At 37.6% G+C, this 12,005-nt stretch carries 17 protein-coding genes; 2 read left to right on the forward strand and 15 right to left on the reverse strand.

All coding sequences use genetic code 11. The features are described from left to right. Positions 1-55 precede the first annotated feature (55 nt). The 14 genes from QOL71_RS14185 to QOL71_RS14245 form a co-directional block, all read right to left on the reverse strand. On the reverse strand, positions 56-670 hold the full coding sequence (locus QOL71_RS14185; RefSeq protein ID WP_283417571.1) for a hypothetical protein: 615 nt from the start codon (positions 668-670) through the stop codon (positions 56-58). Between the two features lie 12 nt (positions 671-682). Beyond that, on the reverse strand, positions 683-880 hold the full coding sequence (locus tag QOL71_RS14190) for a hypothetical protein (RefSeq protein ID WP_283417572.1): 198 nt from the start codon (positions 878-880) through the stop codon (positions 683-685). A gap of 90 nt (positions 881-970) precedes the next feature. Continuing rightward, positions 971-1,366: a hypothetical protein gene (locus tag QOL71_RS14195; protein ID WP_283417573.1), complete on the reverse strand. Its 396-nt coding sequence runs from the start codon at positions 1,364-1,366 to the stop codon at positions 971-973. A gap of 33 nt (positions 1,367-1,399) precedes the next feature. Next, positions 1,400-1,975 (reverse strand): YciE/YciF ferroxidase family protein, encoded by a 576-nt coding sequence (locus QOL71_RS14200; RefSeq protein WP_283417574.1) that lies wholly within the window; start codon positions 1,973-1,975, stop codon positions 1,400-1,402. Between the two features lie 196 nt (positions 1,976-2,171). Continuing rightward, positions 2,172-2,333 (reverse strand): DUF6766 family protein, encoded by a 162-nt coding sequence (locus QOL71_RS17680; RefSeq protein WP_346772103.1) that lies wholly within the window; start codon positions 2,331-2,333, stop codon positions 2,172-2,174. After that, positions 2,317-2,829, reverse strand: a complete 513-nt coding sequence (locus QOL71_RS14205) for a DUF6766 family protein (protein ID WP_283417575.1) — start codon at positions 2,827-2,829, stop codon at positions 2,317-2,319. Before QOL71_RS14205 ends, QOL71_RS17680 begins: the two co-directional genes overlap by 17 nt. A 15-nt stretch (positions 2,830-2,844) precedes the next feature. Continuing rightward, positions 2,845-4,362: an FAD-dependent oxidoreductase gene (locus QOL71_RS14210; protein WP_283417576.1), complete on the reverse strand. Its 1,518-nt coding sequence runs from the start codon at positions 4,360-4,362 to the stop codon at positions 2,845-2,847. Positions 4,363-4,375: 13 nt separating this feature from the next. Beyond that, entirely contained in the window at positions 4,376-5,863 is a 1,488-nt protein-coding gene (locus QOL71_RS14215; protein ID WP_283417577.1) for an alpha-amylase, read from the reverse strand. Positions 5,864-5,880: 17 nt separating this feature from the next. Next, complete coding sequence (locus tag QOL71_RS14220; RefSeq protein ID WP_283417578.1) at positions 5,881-6,642, reverse strand: SDR family oxidoreductase; 762 nt, start codon at positions 6,640-6,642, stop codon at positions 5,881-5,883. 6 nt (positions 6,643-6,648) lie between these two features. Then, a complete protein-coding gene (locus tag QOL71_RS14225; RefSeq protein WP_283417579.1) occupies positions 6,649-7,446 on the reverse strand; it encodes an SDR family NAD(P)-dependent oxidoreductase in 798 nt (265 codons plus the stop codon). 12 nt (positions 7,447-7,458) lie between these two features. Further along, positions 7,459-7,965: a CinA family protein gene (locus QOL71_RS14230; protein ID WP_283417580.1), complete on the reverse strand. Its 507-nt coding sequence runs from the start codon at positions 7,963-7,965 to the stop codon at positions 7,459-7,461. A 46-nt stretch (positions 7,966-8,011) separates the two neighbouring features. After that, the gene (locus QOL71_RS14235) at positions 8,012-8,461 is read right to left on the reverse strand and encodes a low affinity iron permease family protein (protein WP_283417581.1); all 450 of its coding nucleotides are present in this window, start codon (positions 8,459-8,461) and stop codon (positions 8,012-8,014) included. Between the two features lie 10 nt (positions 8,462-8,471). Continuing rightward, a complete protein-coding gene (locus QOL71_RS14240; RefSeq protein ID WP_283417582.1) occupies positions 8,472-10,616 on the reverse strand; it encodes a catalase in 2,145 nt (714 codons plus the stop codon). 139 nt (positions 10,617-10,755) lie between these two features. Then, complete coding sequence (locus tag QOL71_RS14245; RefSeq protein ID WP_283417583.1) at positions 10,756-10,980, reverse strand: hypothetical protein; 225 nt, start codon at positions 10,978-10,980, stop codon at positions 10,756-10,758. 148 nt (positions 10,981-11,128) lie between these two features. Here QOL71_RS14245 and QOL71_RS14250 point away from each other — a divergent pair, with 148 nt between their 5' ends. Both QOL71_RS14250 and QOL71_RS14255 read left to right on the forward strand, forming a co-directional pair. Beyond that, positions 11,129-11,596 (forward strand): PA2169 family four-helix-bundle protein, encoded by a 468-nt coding sequence (locus QOL71_RS14250; protein WP_283417584.1) that lies wholly within the window; start codon positions 11,129-11,131, stop codon positions 11,594-11,596. A 73-nt stretch (positions 11,597-11,669) separates the two neighbouring features. After that, entirely contained in the window at positions 11,670-11,819 is a 150-nt protein-coding gene (locus tag QOL71_RS14255; RefSeq protein WP_283417585.1) for a hypothetical protein, read from the forward strand. A 13-nt stretch (positions 11,820-11,832) separates the two neighbouring features. On the opposite strand, the gene QOL71_RS14260 is transcribed toward QOL71_RS14255, so the two are convergent. Further along, positions 11,833-12,003 (reverse strand): hypothetical protein, encoded by a 171-nt coding sequence (locus tag QOL71_RS14260; RefSeq protein ID WP_283417586.1) that lies wholly within the window; start codon positions 12,001-12,003, stop codon positions 11,833-11,835. Positions 12,004-12,005: the final 2 nt, after the last annotated feature.

Genomic DNA, 12,005 nt, shown 5'->3' on the forward strand with positions numbered 1-12,005 from the left:
AAAAAAGAAAATATAAAATCTTTTTATGCATAAACTAAATTGATAATTAATTGATTCAAAAGTCCAGCAATCCGTCCGTTAAGCTTTTCCACTGGATTTTCGTCAACCTGGAAAAGCCTCCGAGAGAAACCAAAAAGTTCCTGATTTTCGCAAAAATTCCCTTATCGGATAAATTAGCAATCTCATTGCGCCCATACACACCAACTTTTATATAATCCTCACCTCGGGAAATAATGAAAGTGGAAGAAGACTCACGGGAATAGAAATGAGCAACATTTCCATTTCTATTTCTCCCCGGCGGTTCAGACGGCCTGCAGGAAATCAGATATCTTTCCAATTCATCATTATAACAACGATCATCAACCATTACGACCTCCACCCAATCATAACCTTTGGCTTCGGGATCTCCTGGCCCGGGAATATCAATCCTCACAAAATCGCCTATTTCCGGGACTCTGTCAATAGGAAACCCTTGGCTGTTATAAAGCTTGAATTCCGAAGATAAATCTCCGCAATAATCTTTCCAATGATTGATAGAAAAAAAACGTTCCTTCAAAATTCCGAATTGTTGTGCTGCAAGCTCGCTTACAATAAAGTTTTTTTGACTTTCGGTGTCATGGAACGCTCCTTTTTTTTGTTCAGGAACCCCTGGTATTTTCTTAGCTTCCATTGGTAATTTGATTTAGAATAGTTTCTTTCTTCTCATTATGTTGCGTTCTCTAATGTCTTTTGATACTTTGACCGTATCTTTTCCTGCCCGACTGGAAGACATTTTGCCATCTGTCATCATAAGACAATCTTTATTTGTTTCGTGATCCGTATTATTTTTTGAACAACTGAAAATCAGCCCTGTTAAAGAGATGAGTAATAAATTTTTCATTTAATCCATTTCAATATCCTCAAAGCTATAAAACCAAGCCTTTTTAATTTATGATCTTAGTCATAAGGCATTTTCAAAAAAAGAGAGCAATTAATTGCTCTCCACTTTCAATTCTTTTCCAGTCAGTACAAAATGAAGATTTTGCAGCTGATGCAGATAAGGACATCTTATGTAGTTTCCGAAATATAAAAAGCCTTCCAGAATCTTATCTTTTGTAAGATCAAAGTCATACTTTCCAAAATTCGGCAAATCATAACGGATCCTGGTATCTGAACGGTAACTCTCCCGGAAACCAAATTTGGAAAGCCATTCGCTTGTAAGTTTGATCGGCCTCAGTTTTTCCGAATGTATGGGAATTTTGACATTCCCTTGCTGGATCTCCACCAAACTTTGATTCGCTTCTTTATCCAAATTGAATCCCACTACAGGTACTACATCATTCTTATATTGAAGTAGATTGTGAAGTCTGAGTTCTTGTACTTTCATAATTATTAATTTAGCAAGTTTTTATTTTTAAACTTATACTGCTTTGGAATTGAGATTAATATCCGCAAGATTAGTCAAAAGTTCATCGCATTTTTTCTCTTCTTCCAGAGTTTTAAGAAGGATTTTTAATGGTTCTGATTCTTGCAGGATTTTAGCAAACGCTGCTAATGTACCATAAGTGGCAATCTCATAATGCTCCACTTTTTGTGCCGCAGCGATAATGCCAGCATCTCTTACAGTTCCAGGTTCTGTTTCTTCTATGATACTGTTACCTTCGTCCAGAAGACCCTGCATCGCATCACATTTTTTAGCCTGCGCTTTCTTGCCCATAGATTCAAAAATTTCTTCCAAACGAGAAACGTGAGTTTCTGTTTCACCAAGATGTTTCTCGATAGCAGCTTTTAACTTTTCGTTAGTTGCATTTTTCATCATTTTCGGTAAAGCCTTTACTAAAGCTTTTTCTGCCCAATAGATGTCTTTTAAACTATCTTCAAAAAGATCGCTTAGGTCTTTGGCAGCATCTTTTTTTGCAGGTGCTTTCCTTGTTGATGTTGAACTTTTGACAGTTGTTTTTGTTTTCGTAGCTGTAGCTGATTTTGTAGTTGCCATAATTTTTTATTTTTGTATTAATTAATGTTAATAAATCAAATATTACAATCATTATACCAAAACAAAACAAATATATTTTATTATAAATGAATTATTAATAAAATAAACATTTAATTATTATGCATAATGCATCAGAAGTTGTTTTACAAACAACCTCTAAGAAAATAAGGTAAAATAAAAACTCAATTAAAACACATCAGGGTGTTTCGTCGTGAGCCATATCGACAGGTTTGGATTCGGGTGAACCTTTTTCCCTAAGCCATATTGACAAAAGCACTATAGATGCCACAGCCAGAAATTCGCTTTGCCAGTTCTGAAAAGATTCAAACCAAAACCTGGATTCAAAAAAAATAATCACTCACACCAACTGCCGGTTGATTTTTTATCATCTGCTCCGAATTGAAATCTTTATAGCTGCCATAAAAATGAAGAACAAAACTGATCAGAAATAAAACACCAAAAGCCAGAGACAAAGAATGTTTGTAAATCTTCAGCCAAATCCCACCTTTTTTCACAGCCCAAGGTGCGTCTGGATGCGGTTTCGGTTCTTTATCGACATCTTCCTGTTCACTTAAGGATTTGGATTCACTGGAACCTTTCTGCCTTAAAGAAACTGTCAGTAAAACATAAAGCATCATCTGCAGAAATTCGCTTTCCCAATTCTCAAACGTGGCCTGTATAAAATGTCCGCTCTGAACATATTGTCCAAAACTTAATAACCTTCGCCCCTCTTCCGCCAATTCTTTATTTTCAGTTTTCCAACCTGTGAAAAATTGCCCTGCCCAGAAAATCAGCATTAATAAAATCAATACAATACTTAAACTATTCCGGTAAAAGAAACTATTCTTAGACATCATCTCAAATTTTAGTTATAAATCTTTTTCTCTGATTCTAGCAAGATCAGTCACAGAAGGCGCCGTCAAAACTTCGCCATTCACACTGAAGCGAGACCCGTGGCAAGGGCAATCCCAGGAGATTTCCGCACTATTCCACCGCACCTCACATTTGGCATGCGGACAGGTACTTTTCAGCACATGAACCCGTCCGCCTTTTTCTTTATAAATCGCATAGGACTCGCCTTCGTATGCTACAACTTTTCCTTCGCCTTCATTGATTTCCGCCAAAGACGAAACTTTTTCAACAAATAATTTATCCTTGATAAAATCTGTTACAACCGTTGCCGTTTCCCTTACAAATTCCGTAAAACATGCAATTGGTGTAACCCTGGAAAGGCTGAATAATTTTTTATACGGACTATTTCCGGTCAGAATTAATTCAGAAATAATTTTTGACGATATTGTTCCGAATATCATTCCGTTCCCGCGAAAACCCGTTGCCGTGTAAACATTGGACGTTCCCGGCATCTTTCCGATGTAAGGAAAACCATCCACTGGTTCGTAATATTGACTGGACCAACTGTATTTTACAACATCAACATCAAAATATTGTCTGACATAATTTTCCAGATTGGTAAAGCAAACGCCCGTATCTTCGGAATGTCCCGTTTTGTGATCTTCCCCACCAGCAATTAAGAGTTTTTCTCCGTTGATCTCGTGAACTCTGTAATAATGGTAAGGATCCATCAGATCATAGCCAAGTTCCTTGGGATAATTCTGATTTTTTAATGTGAAAGCCATTGCATAACTCCGGTAAGGCGCATTGGTAAAATGTAACATATTGACACCCGGCGGAATGTGGGTTGCATAAATCAGATTTCTGGCTCTGATAGTTCCTTTTGAGGTTTTGACCACAATCCACTCCTCTTCTTCCGAATGATTTTTACAAAAGCAATTATCTACAATAGTTCCACCGAAATTAAGAAAGCTACGACACAACGCATCAATATATTTAATTGGATGGAATTGTGCCTGACCGGGAATTTCCACTGCTCTTACAAAAGGAATCGGAAATGAAATATTATTAATTAAATTCATTTGACAACCGACTTTTTCGGCACCTTCCAAAATATCGTCCAGCTGTTTTGACTGCTTGTCATCCAAAGCAAATAATTGTGCCGTTTTCTTTTCGAAATCACAATCAATTTGATTATCGCTGATATTTTTTTCAATAACACCAATCGCATCAACTGTTGACTGATAAAGAAGCACGGCATCTTCTAGACCAAATTTACTTGTCGCTTCGGAATAGGTAGTATCCAGAAAGTTATTGATGTGAGCTGTGGTTCCTCCAGTAGTCCCGAATCCGATATTAGCCGCCTCGATTAAGATGCATTTTTTTCCCGATTTTTGCAACTGATAAGCTGTAGAAACGCCTGTAATTCCACCGCCAATAATAGCGACATCATATTCGGTTTCAAAATTAATAGCTGCAGGAAAAGGCTTGATCTCTTCCTGCCAGATACTTTTCCTAACGCCGTCTCTGTTCATAACTTTTATTTTTTTAGATTGATTGGTCCTGATTTTTTATCCAGACACTTACCGATGCTGCATTAACCCAAAAAGTTCCTTTACCGTCCTCATCCAACTCAATGGTTTCTTTCCGAAATCCCAGAAAATCTGTAAACTTTGCTGATGCATTTTCTTTTCCAAGATCCATTTCTTTATAACCTTCTTCGCTGTTTGAAATCAGAACAACACAACCCTTGTGATTTTCATTTCCTTTCCTGATCCAGGCAATACAATTCGGATGATCGAAATAATTGACCTGCTCTCCGTAAGCAAATTCCCGACGAGCCCGCATCAAAAGTGGAAGAATTTCTACTTTCGGTATTACAATTTTTTCATCAATGCCATCTGTATTTTTATCGATATATTCCGCTCCGAACAAATCCGGATAGAACACACACGGATAAGCATTCTCTGATAACAAAATAATTGCATAAGCCATCGGTCTGAACCAATCTTCTACTGTTGATTCCAAAGCCTGAAGCTTTTGCGTATCGTGATTTCCTACGAATGACACCGAGCATTCCGGGTTGCAATCGAGGAAAGTTCCTTTCAGTATTTCACTCAGGTTGTAATTCTGCTTTTCCTGTGATGCTCTGAAAAAATTGAAATGTAAAGGCACATCAAAGGAACAGATGCGATGATCCATCTTTTCGGAGAATCCTGTGATCTTGTCAACATTATCTTTCCAGAATTCGCCGACCATAAAGAAATCTTCATTGATTTCGGATTTGATGTAATCGATCCATTCCTTCAGGAATTCGGTTGAGATGTGTTTCAATGCGTCCATTCTCAAACCGTCAACTTTGGTTGTGTCGATATACCATTTGATCCAGCGTTTCAGTTCTTCCACAACATAAGGATTACGGAATTCGACATCAGCGCCCATCAGATAATCATAATTTCCGAATTGATGACTCACGTGCTCGTTCCACACAGTTCCATATTCGTTATAGATTTTGAAAATCCCATTCTGTTCTTCATCTCCGGTCTTAACTTTATCAATACCGCTAAAACACTGATAATCCCAAATGAAATCAGAATATTTTCCATTTCTCCCAGGAAATGTAAACTTGGTCATTGCACCCGCCTGGAAAGCTTCACGAATAACCTCGTTCCGGTTCTCCTCATTCACCTGATGAACCGTTACAGTTTCCATCTCATCAGCTCCCATCCTGTGATTGAGAACAATATCCGCATAAACTTCCATTCCAACCTCGTGTGCTTTTTCTATTGTCCTGAGATATTCTTCCTTGGTTCCATATCTTGTAGGAATCCCACCTTTCTGATCAAATTCACCAAGATCATACAGATCATATACATCATAACCACGCCCTTCTTTTCCTAAAGTACATTTGATTGCCGGCGGAAACCAAACCGATGTGAAGCCGAGGCTTTTTAGATATTCTGCTTTATCAATAAATTCATTCCATAGTTTCCCAGGGTGATACCAATGGAAAAACTGCAAGATAACGCCGTTCATAGTTTTAAAAAATTTAATTAGCCATTTACGATCAATCCACCGTTCGGATGCAAGACCTGCCCGGTAATCTGAGATGAAGCATCAGTCGCGAGAAAAAGAAAGCTTGCAGCTACTTCTTCAGGTGTTGCGTTTCTTTCAAATGGTGGTTTATTTGGATCTTCCTCTTCCTCGCCAAAGGTTTCTTTGGTAAGCGGTGTCGCAACCGGACCCGGCGCAACAGCATTAACACGAATTCCTTTTGGTTTGGATTGCAGAGCTAAAGACCTTGTGAAAGAAACAATAGCACCTTTGGTTGCAGAATAATCCAAAAGTTCTTTATGCCCCTGATAAGCGGTGGCAGAAGTTGTGTTGATTACAGAATCACCTTGTTTTAGATGCGGAAATGCTGCTTTGGTCAATAATATCATCCCGATAATATTAGCATTGAAAGTGGTTCTGATATTTTCCTCCTCAAGATCCAGGATATCATCTGCAGGAAACTGAACGCCGGCATTATTAATCAAGATATCCAATTTTCCGAATTCTGAAATTGTTTTGTTGACGGAAACCTTACAAAACTGGAAATTGTTGACATCACCTGAAAATAAGATCACTTTTCTCCCCAACTGTTCGATTTCTTTTTTTGTTTTTTCGGCGTCTTTGTCATCGCTGTGATAGATGACCGCAATATCAGCACCTTCTTTTGCAAAAAGTAATGCTACTGCTTTTCCGATACCGCTGTCCGCCCCAGAGATCAATACCGATTTTCCTTCTAATTGTAAATGATTTTCCTTCGTCATAATTTTTTATTTTTCATTGACAGGTTTTTGCATTTCTGACATCCTGTACGCAGCCATGCTGTCGGTTGTCATGTTTGCCATTGCCACAGTTAATTTGTTATTGAGACCAGAGATGACTTTATCGTCACCATTCATCATTGCATCATACCCATCTTTTGCAACATCCGCAGGATTAGCGAGATCATCTCTGTCTTTTAAGATTTTACTTTGATTCATATCCGCTTTGTTAAAAAAGTCCGTATCAGTCGGACCTGGTAATAATGCCGTAACAGTGATTCCGGAATCTTTAAGCTCCTCACGGATTCCTTCTGACCAGGATTGGATAAATGCTTTGGTACCGTGATAGACAGAATGCCAAGGTCCGGGCGATTTACTGGCAACAGAAGAAAGATTGAGAATTTTCCCACCTCCTTTTTCCAGTCTGTCTTTGATAAAAAGCTTAGTTAAAATTATCACCGAAATAATGTTCAGGTTGATAATATCAATCTCACGATGAATATCTGTATCCTGAAATTTCCCATACACACCCTGCCCAGCATCATTTACAAGAATTTCCGGACTAATGCCATTCAAGGCAAGATCAGCGTAAAGAGAATAAACATCACCAGCCTGGAAAAGGTTTTTTGCCATAACAATGACTTCTATTCCATACGCTCGAAATTCTTTTTCCTTGACATTCAGTTCATCATGATTCCTGGCAACAATGACAAGATTATAGCCGTCTTGTGCGAGAAGCTTAGCGAGTTCGTAGCCAATACCGCTAGTTGCTCCTGTTACCAATGCATATTTGTTATTACTTTTCATTAGATTAAATATTTAAATTGTGATATATTCCAAATGCCTTTTTACTTCACATCTGAGACAACCCAGAATGTACTCCATGAAATATTTCTGTGCATCCAGGGCTTTGGTCATCGGATGTAATTCTATACGGTCACTTCTTATGATCTTTCCGCGGTAAGCAATACAGTAATAGGCGAATATTTCATTATTGGATTCTTCAACCGGCGTTGCATAGCCTGTGGTAGCTATTGACCATTCTGTATCAAACAGTAATGCTACATTTTGAGCCATTACTTCAGAAATGTGTCTTGAAACACAATTAACAGCTTTCGCTTCATCATAATCCAGGTTAAGATGCCTGACTTTTTCTTCAAGCGTATATGCAGTAATTCCACCCTTATAAAAACTCTCTGCGTTAGGCATTTGAGAAAATGCAAGCTGCAGAAATCCTGACGTCACACTTTCCGCAATAGAAATCGACTCATTTCTTTGCCTCAAATTATAACTGATTTTATCTAATAATATCTTGGGAAATTCCATGATTCTTCTTTTTATAAATGTTTATTGATTAGCGGTAATAATCTTACTATGCTTTCCTTTTTGGCTTCTTTCCTTCAATGTTTTCTTCTGCACGGTCTATTGAATGCGAGCTATGGATATCCTCGTCATTTTCACATTCCGAAGAAATTTTCTCATAAAATGTATGTAACGTATCGATGTCTTCTTCATCCATATCTTCCACATCCACAAGCCTGTTACTTGCTTCTTTGCTGGCCGCAATCAGTTCGTTTAATTTTAATTGAATAGCTTTGGAATCTTTGTTTTGAGATTTCTGGATAACAAAAACCATCAGAAAAGTAATGATTGTTGTACTTGTATTGATAACCAATTGCCAAGTGTCCGAATACCTGAAAACAGGTCCGCAAATTAGCCAGACTACAATCATCCCTGTTGCAACACCAAAGGCATAAGAGCTACCTGACCATTGCGTCACTTTATCTGCAAGCCATTCAAATTTATTTTTCTTCTGCTCCATATCATTCTTTTTATGCAGGATTATTTCTTTGCTGTTCAAATTCCCAAACCCTATGATTGGCAACAGCTTTTATAAATAATTTATCATTATTTTTTTCCGTAGCGTGAATAATGGCAGAATCTTCGTGCTGTTTCAGACTGATGTTACTTTCGATATAAATCTGATCCGTATCCGAACCGAAATAGATCGCTTTACAATGCTTGTAAGCCTCGTTCACAAAGAGTAATGTTCCAGCTTTGTTTTCCGGATTGAGTAGATTTTTTGCTGACTCTTTTCCACCACAGATATACAACGCATCGAAACAAACACTGGCAGTACTGGTCAAAGAATGCTTAGGTTCGAAAACCGTTCCGTCATCCGCATTTACAGGCGCAAGACTTCCGGAAACTATCTGAATCACAGCACCTTCTTTTTCTAATTTAGATTGTAATTGATTCACTTCTTTTCCATTCACGCCCTGCTCCATAATAAAACCGATAATTCTGCTTTTAATGGTATCTTTAATAGTATTAGCCATACTCAGAGCTTCGGAACTTGGAATACTCGGTTCTCTTTCTTTGCTCTGTAAAGTTTTTGGATCAGCATCTGCAGGAATACTGCCGTTTGGTTGTTTTAATTTGATCACATCAACACCCACTTTTTTGGCTACAACTGAAGCTAATTCCTTATTAATAAATAACAACTGTCCCACCAGTCTTTCTCTGATCGCGGGAATTGTTACTTTGGATAATTCAAAAATCAATGCATTTTGAAGATGAACTTTTTCCGGCTCGGATTGGCTGTTATAAAATAATTTGGCCTGAGAATAATGATCTACAAAACTCTGGCTTCTTGCACGGACTTTGTGTCCATCTACACGCTCAGCTTGTGATACAAATCCGCCTTCTTTCATCATTGCCTGGAAAGGACATCCGCCACCGATAGAATTCGGTTCGTAGCTGACCTTGCCTTTAACAATCTGTTGTCTCATATGGCCGTCCCGTTGGTTGTTATGAACCGTATTAATCGATCTGTTGATTGGAATTTCGTGGAAATTTGGTGACCCCAATCGTGATAACTGAGTATCGGTATAAGAAAATAGCCGACCCTGTAATAATGGATCATTACTGAAATCGATTCCCGGAACCAGATGTCCCGGATGGAAAGCCACCTGCTCTGTTTCAGCAAAAAAATTATCTGGATTTTTATTAAGGGTTAATGTTCCTATAATCTGAACGGGAACCAATTCCTCAGGAACAATCTTAGTTGGATCGAGAAGATCAAAATCAAAATCATTTTCGTTCTCTTCAGGAATTAATTGTACTCCAAAATCCCATTCGGGGAAAGCACCATTTTCTATAGCTTCCCAAAGATCTCTCCGGTGAAAGTCAGGATCTTTACCTGAAATTTTCGTAGCTTCATCCCAAGCAACGGAATGAACGCCAAGCTTTGGTTTGAAATGAAACTTCACAAAATGAGAATCGCCTTCACTATTGATAAATTTGAAAGAATGAACGCCAAAACCTTCCATCATCCTGTAGCTTCTTGGGATCGCTCTATCACTCATGAGCCACATAATCATATGCATACTTTCCGGCATCAATGAAATAAAATCCCAAAACGTATCGTGGGCAGAAGCAGCCTGCGGTATTTCGTTATCAGGTTCCGGCTTAACCGCGTGAACAAGATCCGGAAACTTAATCGCATCCTGAATAAAAAACACAGGCATGTTGTTCGCTACCAGGTCATAATTACCTTCTTCCGTATAGAATTTAACCGCAAATCCCCTAACATCTCTTGCCAGATCTGTACTGCCTCTGAATCCCGCAACTGTTGAAAATCTCACAAAAACTGGTGTCTCCTTTCCTACTTCAGTTAAAAATTTGGCTTTGGTATATTTTTCCAGACTTTGATTTAGTTTAAAAACACCGTGAGCCCCGGAACCTCTGGCATGAACAATTCTCTCCGGAATTCTTTCATGATCAAAATGAGTAATTTTTTCTCTGAGAATAAAGTCTTCCAACAAACTTGGTCCCCGCTCTCCTGACTTGAGAGAATCCTGATTATTATTAATTCTGAGGCCTTGATTGGTGGAAAGTTTTTCTCCTTCATTATCAGTAATATGATCCTGAAGTTTTTGCAACTTTACATTTTTGTGCGAATTATTTTCTTTCATGATGTTGGAATTATTTGAAATACAGATTACAAAAACCATTCCAACAAATTGATTATCAATTAGTTACATTTAAACCAAAAATACCTTGCTACAAAAATAGCAAGGTTGATAAGTAAAAAATTCTATAAAAAATATAATTTTATCGCCTCTGAACAGAATCTCTTTTCAAAGATGAAGTGTCTCTTGTTGAAGAATTATTAGCAACACTATCAGTAGCAGAATTATTGTTTTGAGAAGATACAATCACAGAATCCGACGCAGTGTTATCTACAGAGATGGAATCGCTTTTATAAACTTCGGCAGATTTGTTATCCTTACAACTGAACAGAAGCACAATTGTTCCAGATAAAATCATTTTTTTCATAATATTTATTTTTTGGTAATCCAAAGTTATACAGAAGTTTACCCAAAAAATTATGACCTGAATCATAAAAAATAAAATATTCCACCCCCAAAAAAAAATAATATTTGAGGGCATTATAATTGTTGTAACAAAATAAAAATATTACAAAATGGACAATCAAAAAATTATCAGTATCCTGAATGACCTTCTTCATATTGCCAATGACAGACTGGAAGGTTTTGAGAAAGTAGAAGGTAAAATATGGGAAATGAACCACGACTTGCAGGATTTTTATGAACATATGACTTCTCAAAGCAAAATCATGAAAAATCAGCTAATTAATCTTATATCTGAAAAAGGTGGTAAACCCGATGATTCAACATCTGTTGCCGGAGGATTTCACCGTGCATGGATCGATATCAAAAATGCCTTTCTGCTGGGCAGTCTTGAAAGCTCTACCCTGGAAAACGTTTTATTTGGAGAGAACGCAGCAATACAGGCTTATCAGGAAGCATTGGACAGTGGCGACCTGGACGATAAAAGCGCAGAAATAGTTGCAGAACAATTAAAAACCATCAAAGACTACACGCATCAGTTTAAAGGTGTTCTTGATAATAAAAGAGACGCAAGATTATAATTAACTTTTTCTTAATATTAAAATGCCAGCGAGGAATAGTATTTGGATTGATGCGTTCGAAAAAAAATAAATTATGAATTATTTTGATCAATACATCAGAAGAATCTATTTCGTCGATGGAAAAATCGGCCTGATAAAATTGTCATGGAAACTACTTCTTTTTGGTATTTTTAATTTCCCTTTGCTTGTTTTCTGGCTGTTATGGAAAGGTTTGTGGTCATAATTCACCTCTACAATTATTCAATCTGTTTTAGCAGAACGTCGTAATCCTCGATGGAATTCAACCTCACTCCAGTATCAAGAATGAGTGAACAACCACGATTTGAGTTTCCGGGATTAATGTAAACAATATGCGAAACATTAACCAGAACGAAAGTATTGGGCGCAGTAAAAACCTTAATAAACATAT

Origin of the sequence: Epilithonimonas pallida (genome assembly GCF_900182975.1) — a bacterium.
Taxonomy (GTDB): Bacteria; Bacteroidota; Bacteroidia; order Flavobacteriales; family Weeksellaceae; genus Epilithonimonas; species Epilithonimonas pallida.